We start from the raw sequence: 15,698 nt of genomic DNA on the forward strand, positions 1-15,698 counted from the left end.
TCTGCCAAATTCCTCTGTTCCTGCAAGTTTGGTTTGAGGGCCGGGCCTAAGCTCGTGCCTCCCACTTAAGAGGAGCACGAACATGTTTGTCATCTTTGGGGCATCGGGCAAGGTCGGGCTCGCGACCGCCGTAGCGCTGCGCAATGCGGGGCGGCCCGTGCGGGCGGTCGTGCGCAGTGCGCGGCAAGGCGAAGCGCTGGCCAGAATCGGCTGCGAGATTGCGTTGGCTGATCTGACCGATCCGGCTTCCGTTGCTTCCGCCATCAAGGGCGCGACGGCTGTGCAGATGTTGTGTCCAGTGCCGGTGGGCGACGTTGATCCGGCCTTGACCATGGAACGCATGATCGACGTGGCCGCCAGTGCGTTGCGTGCCGACCCACCGCCCGCGGTGCTGGCCTTGTCGGATTACGGCGCTGAGCTGGAGCGGGGCACCGGTCTGACGCGGCTGTTTCATCTGCTCGAAGAGCGGCTCAAGCCGCTTGCGACGCAACTGACACTGCTGCGTTCAGCGGAGCATGTGCAGAACTGGGCGGCGATGCTGCCCGTCATGCTGGCAACCGGGCGGCTGCCCAGCCTGCACCAGCCGCTCGACCGCGCGTTTGCGACGGTCGCCACGCAGGACGTCGGCAAGCTGGCCGCCGAACTGCTGCTGCAAGGGCCATCGGCCAAAACGCCGCGCATCATCAGCGTGGAAGGGCCGCGCCGCGTGAGCCTTGTCGACGTGGCACGCGCATTCAGCGCCGTCGTCGGCCGCGAGATTGCTGCCGAAGCCGTGCCGCGCACCGCGTGGGCGCCGATGCTGCAACGCGCCGGTCTGAGCACGAACCACGTGCAGCTCATTACCGAGCTGTACGACGCGGTCAATGCTGGTCAGATCGATGTCGAGAAAGGCATTTCGGAGCAGCGTTTTGGCAAGACCGAGCTGCACGATGTGTTTGCCGAGATGCTGGCGGCGCATGTGAAATCGAGGTAACGGGGCCCAACCCACGGGCGCAAATGCGAATGCCTCTTATGCGGATTTCTATCTGCGCCCGCCGGTTATTCGCACACGACGCCATCCCCTCACTATGATCTCGGGATTGCTCCGGAGGTCATCATGGTGGTTGCACACGTTGCACGCGCGATTGGAACGGCGGTTGTGTTTTCGGCACTGGCGCTGCCGGCGCATGCGGTGCTGCCCGATGAGATCCAGGTCTACACCGGTGACATCAACGCGCCGGGCGAGTTTGGGCTGGAGCTGCACGTCAACACCACGCCCAGCGGCATCGGCACGCCAAGCTATCCGGGCGAAGTCACGACACCGCACGGCTGGCGTGCCACGGCGGAGTTCTCGTATGGCCTGACGCCCTCGCTGGAGCTGGGGCTCTACGTGCCGACCACGCTCACGCGCGAGAACACGTTCTACGTGACAGGCCCAAAGGTGCGGGTGAAATGGATGCCCGTGCGCCCGGTTGATGGCGTAGGGAACTTTGCAGGCATCAACGTCGAACTCGCCCACGTGGCAGGCCGCTTTGAGGCATCCCAGAACGCGGCAGAACTGCGACCCATCTATGGGTATCAGAACGACCGCTGGCTTTGGGCAGTCAATCCGGTGCTCGATTGGAACATCTCGGGGGATGGGCGCAGCGGTGTGCCGGAGGCCGCGCCCAGTTTCAAGATTGCGCGTACGGTTGCGGCAGGCGTGCGCGCCGGCACGGAGTATTACGCCGGGCTGGGCCCCATCAACCACATCGCGCCATTGCATGAACAGCAGCACACGGTGTTTCTGGCGTTCGATGTGGACCGCAAGCCGTTCGTCTTCAACTTTGGCATCGGCCGCGGCCTGACCCGCGCCTCAGACCGCTGGACGCTGAAGTGGATTTTCGAGATTCCGCTGAGCTGATCCCTGGCCGCTAAGCCCCGCAACGCCTATGCTTGCCAGCAGCCGATTGCGCCCGGTCCGCCAAGGAGGCCGCCATGACGATCGATTTGCGCCTTGCTCTGGCGATGCTGTTGCTGGCGTGCGCGGCGCACGCGGAAGACGACCTGCAAAACCGCGGTCACGATCCGTTCTTCCAGATTTCCTCCGGCGTCGCCAACTGCCCTGAGCCTGCCGGCCCGCGCATCAACGAAGCCGAATGGAAGCGCGACTCACACCACCGCATCGAGCACGGCAACCATTGCTGGGTCGAAGGCCGGTGCCGCCTGCCCAACGCGTTCTCTTACGACGACGAAATTGCCGAGACGGCCAAGCGGCGTCTGCAATGGATGTCCATTCACGTGCCGGGATGGAAGCAGAACACCACGCTGTGGGTGACGATATGGCAGCGCTGGATACTCGTGCAGGGCTGCGTGGCGCCCGGTTACACGTTGGGGCCGTTCATGACCGCGCTGCGCGAGGTGCCCGATGTGGAACGCTTCATCGACGAGACGACGGCACACCCCGAGCGCGGTGTGCCGTATGCGTTGTTTCGCCGCAGCCCGGGGGTGCCGGGCAACGTCAAAACGCCTGCATTGCCGCTTAAACCGTAGGCGGATCGCCCCGCATTTTAGGCGAACCACCCCAGCGCCAATGCCGCCGCCGCGGGCACCGTCTGCACGAAGAGAATCCGTTTGTTGACCGTGATGGCCCCCCAGATGCCGGCCACCGCCACGCAGATCAACCCGAACAGCGCAAACGCAGCGTTGATGGCCGGGTCTGGCGCGACCAGCCCGATGACCAGCGCCGCCACCAGAAAACCGTTGTACAGGCCTTGGTTGGACGCCATCGCGGCGGTTTCGGCGGCTTTCTCCGGGGTGATGCGGAATACCTTGGGGCCGCGCGTTTTCCACAGCACCATCTCGAGTACGACGATGTAGACGTGGATCAGCAGCACGAGCAGATAGGCAAGCAGGGCAAGGGTTTTGATCATGGCGGTCATCAAAAGTGAACGTGCCGTCATGATAGAGATTTTGTGCCGCGTGCCTGCACCCGGATGGTGGGGTATCAGCGCGGCATCGGTGCGCAATCCCCTTTGCCCGCGATGCGCCGGCTGCAAATTTCATCGGCCAGGACTATGCTGTGCGCTTTCGTTCCAGGCAGAGGAGCCATCGCATGACTGCATCGCAAGGATCCATGATCACGTTCAAACGCCCGGATGGGCAGGAACTCCAGGGCTATCTGGTCAAGCCGGCCAAGGAAGAGGGCGCGCCCGGGGTGGTTGTCATCCAGGAGTGGTGGGGCTTGAACGACCAGATTCGCGGCGTGGCCGACCGCCTCGCGCGCGCGGGCTACGTGGCGCTGGTGCCCGATCTCTATCGCGGCACCATGACGGTGGAAGAGGAGGAAGCGCACCACCTGATGACCAATCTCAACTTTGGCGACGCTGCCACGCAGGATGTGCGCGGTGCGGTGCAATACCTCAAGCAGACCTGCGCCCGCGTGGGCGTGACGGGTTACTGCATGGGCGGTGCGCTGACGCTCCTGACGCTGAGCAACGTGCCGGAGGCGGATGCCGGCGTGGTCTGGTACGGCTACCCTCCGCTGGAATACATCGACGCCTCGAAGATCAAGGTGCCGGTGCAGGGCCATTGGGGCACGCAGGACACCGCCTTCAAGATCGAGGGCGTCGATGCGCTGGAAAAGAAGCTCGTCGATGCCGGCGTCGATGTCGACTTCCATCGTTATCTCGCGCATCACGCATTCGCCAATGAAACGGCCGTGGGCGAGAACCGCATCGCCATCACGCAATACGACCCGGTGTGGGCCGAACATGCGTGGGACCGCGCGCTGACGTTCTTCGGCCGCACGCTCTGGCCGCGTTAAGGGTAAGCGCACACAGGACGGCGGGTTTGGCGGTACGGCGCGCTCACGAAATGCTGCAATTTCGCATGTGGGCTGCGCTGTTGCCGCCGCTATAATTCACGGCGCTGCCGCACCAACGGCAGCTGGGTTTAGCAGCCTATTCTTACCGTATGGCCGGACGGCCGCCTCGTGCGGCTTTTTTACGTCCGTGCTCGCGCACGCTTGTACCACGGCGGGCCGGGCAGGGGACCTTCGGGTCGCCGGCGTCCTACGGGCCGGTCTGCTAACCCTGTCGTCGGGCCCGCCACCCTCGTTTAGCAGCGATTAGTCGGGCCTTTTGCTATCCGTAGGAGGCTCCATGACTGTTGTGTTCGGCGGGCGTCGCCCCGCGTCTTTTCCCTCTCCACCTTGGCTGTGCCCCGTTCCGTTGCGAACCGGAGGCCGCCAATGACACTCACCAAACGCCGTATCTACCTTGACGGTGCGCTGGAAGCGCGCGCCTTCCTCTGCCGAACGCAGGCCTATGTGCGCGAGTTCGGGCAGCATCGGCCGCGCCTGCTACGGCAGCAACTGATGCAGTACACCGGCAGCGCATATCCCCCCGCATTTGCGCGCGGGTTTGTCGACATGATCGGGGCATACCTGTCACTGGCACTCGAGCGCAGCGATATCGACCCAGCCACGTGGGAACTGATGGCCGAGGTCGAACGGTTGCGTTAGATGCCCTGCGGCGGCGCGGGCAATCAGCCGCCCAGAATGCGCAGCGCCGCGCGATCCCCCCACCACGCGGCTTCTTCAAAGACGGAATAGCCGGACAGGTCCGCATGCGCGTAGTGGACCGGCCCGGCGCTTTCACGCAGGCGCGCAATGCCCGGTCGAGAGAGGAACCCGGGTGTGGGAATCGCCATCGCATGGCCGCGTAGCGTCAGGTCGGCCCGGCGGATCTGCGTGCGCAGGCGGATGCCGTACACCGTATCGAGATCGGCCAGCGCGCGATCGAGCAGTGCTTGCGGCGATGCCTTCAGCAGCCATTCACGCGCCGCCTTGGGTGTCATGTCCGACAGCGCCACGTAGGCGGTGAACACGCTCTGCGCGGGTGGCCCGACACGAATGTCCTGATGATTGGCCACCACATAACCCAACCCCGTGCCGCGATACACCACGTTGTCCCACGCCAGCGGCGTGTCGTCGTGTTCGGGCGGAAAGCCGTCGATGAGCAGGTTGGCGAGCAGCCACGGTGCGGTTTCGGGCAACTCGGCGGCGGGCACGTCAAAGCCGTCGACGATGTGTTTGGCAACGTGCAGCGGCATCGCGCTGACCACGTGATCGGCCAGCAGCCGAACGACGCGGCCATCCGCTTGCAGCACATCGGCGAAGACGCGTGCGCCGGCCTCGTTCGTCGTGCCGATGCGCGCGGCGCTGCCCGGTAGCAAACGGCCCGGTTCGTTCAATCCGGCGGCTTCGAACAGCCGCTTGGCCATCCAGTCCAGCCCTTCGGCCCAGGTGAGCACGGTGCCTTGTTCCGCATTGCTCGCCATGCCGCCGCGGCTGGCGAAATAGGCGATGCCGGCCCAGGCGGAAACATGATCCGCCGTGGCGCCGTAATCGTCGCGGCAGCAGTAATCGGCATACCAGTGCAGCGTGGCGGCGCGGTAGCCCTCGCGGTGCAGCCAGTCGCGGAAGGTGAGTGCATCGAGCGCGCGCCACGCTGGGTCTGCGGACGAGAGCGCCGTCGGCACGGCAAAGACGCGGCGGCCGTCGGCACCGGTGGTCTGGCGCAGCCGGTCGATGTGGGCGAAGAACCTGGTGTGCTCCGAGCGTTCCGCCTCGGAAATGCCCTCGTGCGGCACGAAGCCGTCTTGCCAGCGATTTCCGAGCCACAGGCGTTCATCGGGCGCGTGAACGAGCACGCGTTCGTCGTACGTCGGGCGCAGGGCAAACGGGTCGCGCTCGATGACGCCAAAGTCGGCCAACATCTCTCGCACGTGCGTCGATTCCATCGACGGCAGTGGCAGGTAATGCGCACCGGTCGGGAAGCGCTGCGTACCGAAGGCGCCGCCAGCCGCATTGCCATAGCGCTCTGGGCCTTCTACGACCACCGCGTCGCGCCGGCCGCTTTTTGCCAGTCGCCACGCACAGCTCAACCCGCCGATGCCGCTGCCGCAAATGGCAACGCGCACGCGCCGCGTTTCCGATGGTCGCGGCAGCGCGCGCAGGTCGCGCAGCCGATGGCCCGCAGCCTGGCCGGGCATGCGCACGTTGGGCGTGATTTCGGTAAAGGCGCGAAAGCCTGCCCACGAAGCGGCACCCGCCGCAGCCACACCGGCCGCGGCTGCACCCACCAGAAAGCTGCGTCTGCTGTTCATGATGTGCCGGCCATCAGCGCAGCACGCCGTGCCAGTCTTCTTCGAAATACCGCACCAGCGATTGGTTGTTCAGCCGGTTCGGTTCCACCTGCGGGCGCGGCATGTCGGGCGCGAAGCTGAACATCTGGTGCGTTGTGTCGGCGTCCAGGAAGCGCGTTGACACGCGATACGACGTGGGTGGCTGGAAATCCGCGCGGCCCGGTGCGGCCAGGATGAAGCCCCATTCGCCAAAGGATGGCACCAGCGCGTGGTACGGCCACGTGCGGTAACCGGCTTCCTTCAGCGTCGCATCCACGCACCAGTACGAACGCGGCGCGAAATAAGGCGACGTGGCTTGAATGACAACCAGGCCCGTATCCGCCACATGGCGCGACAGCAGCCGGTAGAACGGCACCGAATACAGCTTGCCGATGCTGAAGTTGGACGGGTCCGGAAAATCGACGATGGCCACGTCGAACATGTCGGTGGCGGTTTGCATCCATTGCGCTGCATCGGCATTGACCACCGTCACGCGCGGGTCGCTGAACGCATGCTGGTTGAGCGCGACCAGTGCCTCGGCGTGCGAGAACAGGCTCGTCATGCGCGGGTCCAGGTCGACCAGCGTGACGTGCTCGATTTGCGGGTATTTCAGGATCTGCCGCAGTGCGAGGCCGTCGCCGCCGCCCAGCACCAGCACGCGCCGCGCACCACGCACGGATTCCAGTGCAGGCAGCACCAGCGCCTCGTGATAGCGATATTCGTCGCGCGAGGAAAACTGCAGATTGCCATTGATATACAGGCGCAGGTCGTCTTTCCAGCGCGTCACCACCAGCCGCTGATACGGCGAGGAAATCGCATGGATGATCTCGTCGCCAAAGAGCGCGCGTTCCGACCAATGCGTAAGCTTGTCCGATGCGCCAAAGCCCGCCAGCAATGCCGCTGCCACTGCGCCTGCGCGCCACGCCATCGCCGTACGCATGCGGGCCGTGAGCGCCAGCTCGGCGCGGAAGTGCCACAGCGTCCAGACCGCAATCGCCGTATTGAACAGGCCGAACAGGAAACCGGTGCGCACCAGCCCGAGGCGCGGCGCCAGCACCAGCGGAAACAGCAGCGACACCGCCAGCGCACCCAGGTAATCGAACGTCAGCACGCGGCTGACGAGATCGGAGAACTTGGCTTGCCGCCGATGCAGCATGCGCATCACCAGCGGTATCTCCATGCCCACCAGCACGCCGATCACCGTGACCAGCGCGTACAGCACCAAGCGGAACGGCGCCGATTCCAGCGCAAACAACGCAAACAGCGCCGCAGCGGATACGCCGCCAAACAGCCCGACCAACAATTCCAGATCGACAAAGCGGGCGAGCAGCGCGTCGTCCGCCACGTAGCGCGAGAGCCATGAGCCGATGCCCATGGCAAACAGATAGGCGCCGATGATGGAAGAGAACTGCAGGATGGAATCGCCCAGCAGGTACGAAGCCAATGCCCCGGCAATCAATTCGTACGCGAGCCCGCACGAGGCAACCACGAAGACGGCGAGGACCAGCAGGGCATTGCTGCGGCCGGCAGGCTGCGTGGGTTCGTATGTGGCGTCAGGCTGCGGCGTCGACATGCTGCGAAGGTGGAAAATGAAGGGGCGTTAACAAACGGCGGATGCCGAGGCGAGCGCGATTGTGCCGCCTTTTTTCCCAGCCTGCGAGTCGGCTGCTGCATGGCTGCATCGGGGGGTACGCAAGCGGCGAATCAGCCGCTATAGTGGCGCCACCTATGTACTGCACGGCCCCTTCCCATGCCTGACATGACCGCTTCCGTGATCGCCTATGCCTCGCACCTGCTGGCGGGCGCCGTGGTGTTTTCCGGTTTCTTCTTCGTCTACCTGCGCCTGACGCCGTATGACGAGTTCAAGCTGATCCGCGAAGGCAATATCGCGGCGGCGCTGTCGCTGGCCGGGGCGCTGCTAGGGTTCGTGCTGACCATCGCGTCGAGCATCACGCATGCCGATGGCCTGGTGCCGTTCCTGTTCTGGGCGGTGATGGCGTCGGTGGTGCAACTGATCGTCTTCCTGGTGCTCACGCGGCTGATGCCGGATTACCGCCTGCAGATCGAGCACAACAACATCGCCGCCGGTATGCTGTTTGGCGTGAGCGCGCTGGCCGTTGGCGTGATCAACGCGGCGTGCCTGTCCTGACCTTGTCCTGATTGTTCCTGCCCCGCGAATCATCGCGAAGGAGTTTGCTGTGAGCCTGTCCAGTTTCATCAAGAAGCAGTTCATCGACATCCTGCAATGGACGGAGAGCGAGGACGGCGTGCTCGCCTGGCGCTATCCGATGCAGGACATGGAAATCCAGAACGGCGGCACCCTGGTCGTGCGCGACTCGCAGATGGCGATGTTCGTCAACGAAGGCCAGATCGCCGACGTGTTCAGCGCCGGTACCTTCAAGCTGACCACGCAGACGCTGCCCGTTCTCACGTACCTGAAGAACTGGGACAAGCTGTTCGAGTCCCCCTTCAAGTCCGACGTCTACTACTTCAGCACGCGCCAGCAGCTCGGCCGCCGCTGGGGCACGCCGCAGCCCGTGACGGTGCGCGACAAGGATTTCGGCATGATCCGCCTGCGCGCGTTTGGCGTGTACGCCTACCACGTGGCCGACCCGAAGCTGTTCTACCAGCAGGTGAGCGGCACGCGCGACATCTACACCGTGGATGACGTCGAGGCGCAGCTGGGCCCCGTCATCATGGGCGCGATGGCGACCGCGTTTGGCGAATCCGGCGTGCCGTTCCTGGACCTGGCCGCCAACCAGATGCTGATGTCGAACAAGGTGCGCGAGGCGCTGCTGCCGCAGTTCACGCAGTACGGTCTGGCGCTCGACAGCTTCCAGGTGTCCAGCGTCACGCTGCCGGACGAACTGCAGGCCGCACTGGATCGCCGCATCAGCATGGACATGACCGGCGACATGCAGCGCTTCACGCAATATCAGACGGCCGAATCGCTGCCGCTGGCGGCACGCAACGAAGGCGGCATCGCCGGTACGGGTGCGGGTTTGGCGGCAGGGCTGGCAATGGGCCAGGCGATGGCCGACAGCCTGCGTACCGCTGTGCAGGGCAACCCTGGCGGTGCGGCAGCTCCTGCAGCGCAATCTGCCGCCGCCGTCCCAGCTGCTCCGGCAGCGGACGACCCCTCGGCACGCCTGGCCAAGCTCAAGGAACTGCTCGACAAGGGCCTCATCACGCAAGCGGACTTTGATGCCGGCAAGGCTGCCGTGCTGAAGGCGCTGACCGGAGGCTGACCCTCGGCCCCGCTGATCGGATGACCGGGCGGCACCGCAAGCCGCCCGTTTTTCTGCGCCATTTTTCGCGCAATCGAACGACCTGACCATGTTTCATGCCAACTGCCCGGCGTGTGGCGCGCCGGTGGAACTGAAGTCTGCAGCTGCCGTCATGGCGGTGTGCAGCTTCTGCAAGAGCACGTTGCTGCGCGACGGCGAGACGCTTTCCGACATCGGCAAGATGTCTGCCGTGCTCGAGGACTACGCGCGCGTGCAGATCGGCACCACCGGGCGCTACAAGAACAAGGCGTTCACCGTGGTTGGCCGCATCCAGTTGCGCTATGACGCGGGCTTCTGGAACGAGTGGTACGTGCTGTTCGACGACGGCACCGACGGCTGGCTGGCCGAAGCATCCGGGCAGGTGACCATGACGTTCGCACGCGGCACGCCGGCCAATGCGGTCGCATTTGAGGCGTTGCGCCCGGGGCAACTGTACGACGCCGAGGGCACGCAATTCACGCTGTCCGACCTGCGCGAAGCCGATTGCACTGGCGGCCAGGGCGAATTGCCGTTTCGCGTTGGCGAGGGCTGGCATGCGCGCGTAGCCGACGGCCGCCGCGAAGACGCTTTCATCACGCTGGACTACTCCGACGGTACAGCACCGACGCTCTACGTGGGTGAAGCCACCACGCTCGAGGTGCTCAAGTGCCAGCTTCTGCGCACCGACGCCGAGATCAAGGAGACCGCAGGCCGCGTCCCGGGCAAGCTCACGAATCTCGACTGCCCGCAGTGCGGTACGTCGATCCCGTTCAGCCCCGGCGTGACGGGCCATGTGCTCTGCCCCAGTTGCGGCGCGGGCATCGATGCGGCCACGCCCCGCGGCGACGTCATCGCGCGCGCACGCTCGGTCCCGCAGGTAGCCACCACGCTGGAACTGGGCGACAAAGCGCTCATCGATGGCCTGCAATGGCAGGTGATCGGCGTGATGCGCCGCACGGTGGTCGACGGCGGCGGCGAATGGTTTGAATATTTGCTGTACACCCCCAAGCGCGGTTTCAGCTGGATGGTGGAAACGGACGACGGCTGGTTCCGCGCGAACGTGCTCGACCGCTGGCCCACCCGGAGCGACAGCCGTACCGCGGTGCTCGACGGCAAGGTCTACGCTCGCGACGAGGATTACACCGCGCGCGTGACCTATGCCGCCGGCGCCTTCAATTGGCGTGTCCAATCGGGCGACCAGACGCGCGTTGTCGAATACACCGCGGGCCAGGAGAGCCTGGCAGCGGAGAGCGATGCGCATGAGTTGACGTGGTCCAAGAGCACGCCTGTCAGCGCCGCGCAGATCAAGGCATGGTTCGGCAAGGTGGTGGCTGAGCCGGCCAAGGCTTCGTCGTCGAACTACATGACGGTGGCGGTGGTCGCGTGCGTGCTGCTCGGCCTGCTGAACCTCGTACCGTTCTTCATGGCGCCGGGTTCGGTATTCGGTATCACGTTCTTTGCGGCGTTGCTGTTGCTGGTGCCTGCGTGGCTGGTGGCCAAGATCGGGGGTGGAGAATGAAGAACTGGTTCGTTCTCTACGCCGTGGCGGTGGTGATTGGTGCGACCTATATGGACTGGAAGGCCGGCTTTGCCGCGCCGCGCACGCCGTCGTACGGCAGCAGCACGGGCGGATCGTCTTATTGGGGCGGCTCTTCCGGCGGTAGCGGTTATGGCGGCGGCTTCAGCGGGGGCCACAAGTGACGCGCACCGACGCAGCGCTGTCGTCGGAGGAGGCGGCAGGCGCCGTGGGCGAGCACCTTCTGCTCGATCTTTACGGCGTGGCGCCAGCGCTGCTGCGCGACGCGGCTGCACTGGAAAAGGCGCTACGCGATGCCGCAAGCGCGCTCGGCGCCACCATCCTGCATGCGCATCTGCATCGCTTTGATTCTGTGCGCGCAGGGTTGCCCGCGGGTGAGCAGGGCGGCGTCACAGGCGTGTTGCTGCTCGCTGAATCGCATCTTTCCATCCACACCTGGCCCGAGCACGGCTTTGCAGCCATCGATGCCTTCATGTGCGGTACCGGCACGACGCATGCCGCGCGCGCGGTGTTCGAGCAGGCGTTGGCGCCGCAGCGGGTGGATGTGCGCGTCGCCCGCCGCGGCGCGGAGCCTGCGTCAAACTGATCTACACCGGCTGGCCGTCGAATATCACGCGATTGCGCCCCAGCCGTTTGGCGGCCAGCAGCGCCGCATCGGCGCGCATGATGAGGTCGGTGGGCGTGCATGGGTTCTGCCCCTGCTCGCAGCTTGCCAGGCCCACGCTGATGGTGCAGCGGATGTTGGCGTCCGGGGTGGGGATCTCCAAGGACTCCACCGCGCTGCGCAGTCGTTCCGCAATGCCGGTGGCCTGCGTTGTGGTCGTGTCAGGCAGCAGCACCAGGAATTCCTCGCCGCCGTAGCGGCCGACCGCATCGACGGGACGCGCATTCACGCGCAGCTTGCGTGCGATCTCAACCAGGACTGCATCGCCTGCGGGGTGGCCGTACGTATCGTTCACGCGCTTGAAGTGGTCAACGTCCACCACCAGCAATGAAAGCGGCTGCCCGTAGCGCATCGCGTGGCCGCATTCGCGCGTGAGCAGCTCCATCGCAGCGCGCCGGTTCCAGATGCCCAGCATCGGATCGGTCAGGCTTTCGTGACGCGCAACCTGCAGCTCGGTCAGGATGGAGCGCTGCGTTTCACTGAGTTCGCGCTCGCGAAATCCAGATTCGACCCAACTGGCCAGATCATCGAGCAACTCGCGCTCGGCCTGTTCAAACGGCCGTGGCTTCTGGTCGATCACGCAGAGCGTGCCGACGGGGTAGCCAGCCAGGTTCCTGACCGGGCGCCCCGCATAGAAGCGGATATGCGGCGCGCCGGTCACCAGCGGGTTGTCGGCAAAGCGCGGGTCGGCCTTGGTGTCGGGAATGACGAGCATCTCGTCTTCGGCCACTGCATGGCCGCAGAACGAGATGTCGCGTCCGGTCTCGCGCATGTCCAAACCGATGCAGGATTTGAACCATTGACGCTGGGCGTCAATGAGCGACACGAGCACGATCGGGGCGTCGAACACGCGCTTGGTCGTGCGCGTGACGCGGTCGAACAACTCCTCGTCAGGTGTGGAGAGCAACAGCATGTCTTGCAGCGAGGCAAGACGTTCGCGTTCGTTCTTCGGAATGGGAGCGGGTTTCATGCGCAAAGGGCGCCGGGCGTGCCGGCGCGCTTGAAACGGGCAGTGGAAAAGGAAAAAAGAAAAAGGATAGGCCGCGCCCTGCTAGCCGCGGCCCGATGACAAATCATTTAGCGCCGACCATGTTCTCCGGCCGCACCCAGGCATCGAACTGCTCGGGCGTGACATAGCCCAGCGCCAGGGCGGCCTCGCGCAGGCTGGTGCCTTCCTTGTGCGCCTTCTTGGCGATCTGCGCCGATTTGTCGTAGCCGATATGCGGGTTGAGGGCCGTCACCAGCATCAGGGAGCGCTGCACCAGCTCGTCGATGCGGTCGCGGTTGGGTTCGATGCCCACGGCGCAGTGATCGTTGAAGCTGCGCATGCCGTCGGCCAGCAGGCGCACGCTGTGCAGGAAGTTGTAGGCGATCATCGGACGGAATACGTTCAGCTCGAAGTTGCCCGACGCGCCGCCCACGTTCACGGCGACGTCGTTGCCGAACACCTGCGCGCACAGCATTGTCACCGCTTCGCTCTGGGTGGGGTTCACCTTGCCGGGCATGATCGACGAGCCGGGCTCGTTCTCCGGGATGGAAATTTCGCCCAGCCCGCTGCGCGGGCCGCTGGCCAGCCAACGGATGTCGTTGGCGATCTTGGTCAGGCTGGCCGCCAGCGTTTTCAGCGCGCCGTGCGCATGCACCAGCCCATCGGCCGAGGCCATGGTCTCGAACTTGTTCGGCGAGGTGATGAAGGGCAGGCCGGTCAGTTGCGCCAGCTCTTCGGCCACCTGTTCGGCGTAACCGGCCGGTGCGTTGAGGCCGGTGCCGACCGCCGTGCCACCCAGCGCGAGTTCGCACAGGTGTGGCAGGGCGGCGTTCAGATGCGTTTCGTTGTGCTGCAACTGGGCAACGTAGCCGGAGAACTCCTGGCCCAGCGTGAGCGGCGTCGCATCCTGCAGGTGCGTACGGCCGATCTTGATGATGTCGTTGAAATCCGCAGCTTTCTTGGCGAGGGTCTCCCGCAGCGTTCGGAGCGAGGGCAGCAGGTGCCGGGTGATGGCCGTCACGGCCGCTACGTGCATCGCCGTGGGGAAGACATCGTTGGACGACTGGCTGCGGTTCACGTCATCGTTCGGATGCACGAGGCGCGCTTCGCCACGCTCCCCGCCGAGCAGCTCGCTGGCGCGGTTGGCGAGCACCTCGTTCATGTTCATGTTGGTCTGCGTGCCCGAACCCGTCTGCCAGACCACCAGAGGAAATTCGTTCGGGTGCTTGCCCGCGATGACCTCATCGGCGGCACTGACGATGGCGTTGGCCTTGTCTGCGGAGAGCAGCCCGAGACGATGGTTGACGACGGCGCTGGCACGTTTGATGCGGGCGAGCGCGTCGATCAGCTCGCGGGGCATGCGGTCGCCGGCAATGTCGAAGTTCTGCAGCGAGCGTTGCGTTTGTGCGCCCCACAGGTGGTCTGCAGGGACTTCAATGGGGCCAAAGGTGTCGCGTTCGGTACGGGTCGTCATGGCAGAGGAATGGCACGAAGTGACTGGGATGAACGCTCCAGTATAGGCAGAGCGCGGTGTCCTTGTTGGTGGTAGGGGCGGTATGGCGGCACATTACACATTCCCGCGCGTTGGGTACACGGTTTGCGGGCACAGGCGAGGCACGCCACAATGGCGGCTGCGCCGCATTCTGCCGCTTCTGCCCCGCCTCATGCCCACCACGCCCTCCGCCTCCGTCGACCCCTCCTTGAAACCGCTGCTCTGGCTGGTGGCGATGGGTCTGTTCATGCAGACCCTCGATTCCACGATCGTCAACACTGCCTTGCCGGCCATGGCGCGCAGCCTGTCGGAGAGCCCGCTGAAGATGCAGTCGGTCATCATCGCCTACACGCTGACGACCGCCATGCTGATGCCTGCGTCTGGATGGCTGGCCGATCGCTTCGGCACGCGAAAGATGTTCTTCGCCGCCATCTTCCTGTTCACGATCGGTTCCTTGCTGTGCGCGGAATCGCGCAGCCTGACCATGCTGATTGCCTCACGCGTGGTGCAAGGGGTGGGCGGCGCGCTGCTGATGCCCGTGGGGCGGTTGACGGTGCTGCGCGTGGTGCCGCGCGAGCAGTTCCTGCCGGCCATGAGTTTCGTCACCATCCCGGGGCTGATCGGCCCCCTGATCGGCCCGACGCTGGGGGGCTGGCTGGTGGAGGCCGTGTCGTGGCACTGGATCTTCCTGATCAACATTCCCGTGGGGGTGATCGGCGCGCTGGTCACGCTCAAGGTCATGCCCGATGTGCACGCTGAAGACGACAGCCGCTTCGACTGGTCCGGCTATCTGATGCTGGCCTTCGGCATGGCGGCGGTGTCGTTCTCGCTCGACGGGCTGTCCGAACTGGGCTTCCAGCACGCGACGGTGCTGGTGCTGCTGATCTTTGGTCTGGCGGCGCTCACGGCTTACTGGCTGCATGCTGGGCGCGTGGTCGGGCCGCTGTTTCCGCGCACGCTGTTCGGCATTCCGAGCTTCTCCATTGGCGTGCTCGGCAACCTGTTTGCACGCATCGGCAGCGGCGGGATGCCGTTCCTCATTCCGCTGCTGCTGCAGGTCAGCCTCGGGTACACGCCGCTGCAGGCCGGGCTGATGATGGTGCCGGTGGCTGCTGCCGGCATGGCCGCCAAACCGTTGGGCACCTGGGCCATCAAGCGCTATGGCTATCGCCGCATGCTCTCTGTCAACACGGTGATGGTCGGCCTGATGATGGCCAGCTTTGCCGTGATGACGCCCAACGTGCCGGTGTGGCTGCGCATCGTGCAACTGGCGATCTTCGGCACGTTCAACTCGATGCAGTTCACGGCCATGAACACGCTCACGCTCAAGGACCTGACGGGCCCGCTGGCCAGCGCGGGCAACAGCATGCTGTCGATGGTGATGATGCTGTCGATGAGCCTGGGCGTGGCCGCCGCCGGCGCACTGCTGACGGGCTTTACCGACTTTACCGCCGGGCCGGAAGGGCGCGACACGCTGGCGGCCTTCCACAAGACGTTTGTCTGTGTGGGCGTCATGACCTGCGCGGCCGCGTGGATCTTCGCGCAGCTCTCCCGCTTCGAGTCAACGCACGTCGTCAAGCGGCCCGAGATGGAAGTGCATTGAA

Annotated in this window: 16 protein-coding genes; 11 read left to right on the plus strand and 5 right to left on the minus strand. The window is 65.1% G+C overall.

Annotation, left to right across the window (positions count from 1 at the left end; all coding sequences use genetic code 11):
• Positions 1-82: 82 nt before the first annotated feature.
• The 3 genes from N5B55_RS18820 to N5B55_RS18830 all read left to right on the plus strand — a co-directional run bounded on the left by N5B55_RS18820 (position 83) and on the right by N5B55_RS18830 (position 2,511).
• The gene (locus N5B55_RS18820; RefSeq protein WP_304541110.1) at positions 83-973 is read left to right on the plus strand and encodes an NmrA family NAD(P)-binding protein; all 891 of its coding nucleotides are present in this window, start codon (positions 83-85) and stop codon (positions 971-973) included.
• 123 nt (positions 974-1,096) lie between these two features.
• Positions 1,097-1,882, plus strand: a complete 786-nt coding sequence (locus N5B55_RS18825; protein WP_304541112.1) for a hypothetical protein — start codon at positions 1,097-1,099, stop codon at positions 1,880-1,882.
• Positions 1,883-1,956: 74 nt separating this feature from the next.
• Positions 1,957-2,511, plus strand: a complete 555-nt coding sequence (locus N5B55_RS18830) for a BON domain-containing protein (protein WP_304541114.1) — start codon at positions 1,957-1,959, stop codon at positions 2,509-2,511.
• A 17-nt stretch (positions 2,512-2,528) separates the two neighbouring features.
• On the opposite strand, the gene N5B55_RS18835 is transcribed toward N5B55_RS18830, so the two are convergent.
• Positions 2,529-2,891 carry a DUF1304 domain-containing protein gene (locus N5B55_RS18835; protein ID WP_304541116.1) on the minus strand — a complete coding sequence of 121 codons (363 nt, stop codon included), beginning with the start codon at positions 2,889-2,891 and terminating at the stop codon, positions 2,529-2,531.
• A 182-nt stretch (positions 2,892-3,073) separates the two neighbouring features.
• Between N5B55_RS18835 and N5B55_RS18840 the strand changes: the two genes are divergently transcribed.
• Positions 3,074-3,784 (plus strand): dienelactone hydrolase family protein, encoded by a 711-nt coding sequence (locus tag N5B55_RS18840; RefSeq protein ID WP_304541118.1) that lies wholly within the window; start codon positions 3,074-3,076, stop codon positions 3,782-3,784.
• 426 nt (positions 3,785-4,210) lie between these two features.
• Positions 4,211-4,483 (plus strand): hypothetical protein, encoded by a 273-nt coding sequence (locus N5B55_RS18845; RefSeq protein ID WP_065854408.1) that lies wholly within the window; start codon positions 4,211-4,213, stop codon positions 4,481-4,483.
• A 23-nt stretch (positions 4,484-4,506) separates the two neighbouring features.
• Here the strand turns inward: N5B55_RS18845 and N5B55_RS18850 are convergent, their stop codons facing one another.
• Complete coding sequence (locus tag N5B55_RS18850; RefSeq protein ID WP_304541121.1) at positions 4,507-6,129, minus strand: NAD(P)/FAD-dependent oxidoreductase; 1,623 nt, start codon at positions 6,127-6,129, stop codon at positions 4,507-4,509.
• A 13-nt stretch (positions 6,130-6,142) separates the two neighbouring features.
• Complete coding sequence (locus N5B55_RS18855) at positions 6,143-7,720, minus strand: polyamine aminopropyltransferase (RefSeq protein ID WP_304541123.1); 1,578 nt, start codon at positions 7,718-7,720, stop codon at positions 6,143-6,145.
• Positions 7,721-7,897: 177 nt separating this feature from the next.
• Here N5B55_RS18855 and N5B55_RS18860 point away from each other — a divergent pair, with 177 nt between their 5' ends.
• The 5 genes from N5B55_RS18860 to speD all read left to right on the plus strand — a co-directional run bounded on the left by N5B55_RS18860 (position 7,898) and on the right by speD (position 11,536).
• The gene (locus tag N5B55_RS18860) at positions 7,898-8,296 is read left to right on the plus strand and encodes a DUF350 domain-containing protein (RefSeq protein ID WP_009240530.1); all 399 of its coding nucleotides are present in this window, start codon (positions 7,898-7,900) and stop codon (positions 8,294-8,296) included.
• Positions 8,297-8,345: 49 nt separating this feature from the next.
• Positions 8,346-9,395, plus strand: a complete 1,050-nt coding sequence (locus N5B55_RS18865) for an SPFH domain-containing protein (RefSeq protein ID WP_304541129.1) — start codon at positions 8,346-8,348, stop codon at positions 9,393-9,395.
• A gap of 88 nt (positions 9,396-9,483) precedes the next feature.
• Positions 9,484-10,932, plus strand: coding sequence for a DUF4178 domain-containing protein (locus tag N5B55_RS18870; protein ID WP_304541131.1), 1,449 nt, complete (start codon positions 9,484-9,486; stop codon positions 10,930-10,932).
• Positions 10,929-11,114: a hypothetical protein gene (locus tag N5B55_RS18875; protein WP_039375299.1), complete on the plus strand. Its 186-nt coding sequence runs from the start codon at positions 10,929-10,931 to the stop codon at positions 11,112-11,114. The genes N5B55_RS18870 and N5B55_RS18875 overlap by 4 nt, the downstream gene beginning before the upstream one ends.
• The gene (gene speD, locus N5B55_RS18880) at positions 11,111-11,536 is read left to right on the plus strand and encodes an adenosylmethionine decarboxylase (RefSeq protein ID WP_116575242.1); all 426 of its coding nucleotides are present in this window, start codon (positions 11,111-11,113) and stop codon (positions 11,534-11,536) included. The genes N5B55_RS18875 and speD overlap by 4 nt, the downstream gene beginning before the upstream one ends.
• Position 11,537: 1 nt before the next feature.
• Here the strand turns inward: speD and N5B55_RS18885 are convergent, their stop codons facing one another.
• The gene (locus N5B55_RS18885) at positions 11,538-12,584 is read right to left on the minus strand and encodes a sensor domain-containing diguanylate cyclase (protein ID WP_304541136.1); all 1,047 of its coding nucleotides are present in this window, start codon (positions 12,582-12,584) and stop codon (positions 11,538-11,540) included.
• A gap of 103 nt (positions 12,585-12,687) precedes the next feature.
• Positions 12,688-14,076, minus strand: a complete 1,389-nt coding sequence (gene fumC, locus N5B55_RS18890) for a class II fumarate hydratase (protein ID WP_154205752.1) — start codon at positions 14,074-14,076, stop codon at positions 12,688-12,690.
• Between the two features lie 190 nt (positions 14,077-14,266).
• Here fumC and mdtD point away from each other — a divergent pair, with 190 nt between their 5' ends.
• Positions 14,267-15,697 carry a multidrug transporter subunit MdtD gene (mdtD, locus tag N5B55_RS18895; RefSeq protein WP_103519153.1) on the plus strand — a complete coding sequence of 477 codons (1,431 nt, stop codon included), beginning with the start codon at positions 14,267-14,269 and terminating at the stop codon, positions 15,695-15,697.
• Position 15,698: the final 1 nt, after the last annotated feature.

It is taken from the genome of Ralstonia pickettii, from assembly GCF_030582395.1.
Lineage (GTDB): Bacteria > Pseudomonadota > Gammaproteobacteria > Burkholderiales > Burkholderiaceae > Ralstonia > Ralstonia pickettii_D.

Bases quoted from the DNA above. Each gene is read 5' to 3' on its own strand.
- N5B55_RS18855 (WP_304541123.1), bottom strand. From the start codon at position 7,720: ATGTCGACGCCGCAGCCTGACGCCACATACGAACCCACGCAGCCTGCC.
- N5B55_RS18875 (WP_039375299.1), top strand. From the start codon at position 10,929: ATGAAGAACTGGTTCGTTCTCTACGCCGTGGCGGTGGTGATTGGTGCG.
- N5B55_RS18850 (WP_304541121.1), bottom strand. From the start codon at position 6,129: ATGAACAGCAGACGCAGCTTTCTGGTGGGTGCAGCCGCGGCCGGTGTG.
- mdtD (WP_103519153.1), top strand. From the start codon at position 14,267: ATGCCCACCACGCCCTCCGCCTCCGTCGACCCCTCCTTGAAACCGCTG.
- fumC (WP_154205752.1), bottom strand. From the start codon at position 14,076: ATGACGACCCGTACCGAACGCGACACCTTTGGCCCCATTGAAGTCCCT.
- N5B55_RS18885 (WP_304541136.1), bottom strand. From the start codon at position 12,584: ATGAAACCCGCTCCCATTCCGAAGAACGAACGCGAACGTCTTGCCTCG.
- N5B55_RS18870 (WP_304541131.1), top strand. From the start codon at position 9,484: ATGTTTCATGCCAACTGCCCGGCGTGTGGCGCGCCGGTGGAACTGAAG.
- N5B55_RS18830 (WP_304541114.1), top strand. From the start codon at position 1,957: ATGACGATCGATTTGCGCCTTGCTCTGGCGATGCTGTTGCTGGCGTGC.
- N5B55_RS18845 (WP_065854408.1), top strand. From the start codon at position 4,211: ATGACACTCACCAAACGCCGTATCTACCTTGACGGTGCGCTGGAAGCG.
- N5B55_RS18825 (WP_304541112.1), top strand. From the start codon at position 1,097: ATGGTGGTTGCACACGTTGCACGCGCGATTGGAACGGCGGTTGTGTTT.
- N5B55_RS18860 (WP_009240530.1), top strand. From the start codon at position 7,898: ATGCCTGACATGACCGCTTCCGTGATCGCCTATGCCTCGCACCTGCTG.
- N5B55_RS18820 (WP_304541110.1), top strand. From the start codon at position 83: ATGTTTGTCATCTTTGGGGCATCGGGCAAGGTCGGGCTCGCGACCGCC.
- N5B55_RS18835 (WP_304541116.1), bottom strand. From the start codon at position 2,891: ATGATCAAAACCCTTGCCCTGCTTGCCTATCTGCTCGTGCTGCTGATC.
- N5B55_RS18840 (WP_304541118.1), top strand. From the start codon at position 3,074: ATGACTGCATCGCAAGGATCCATGATCACGTTCAAACGCCCGGATGGG.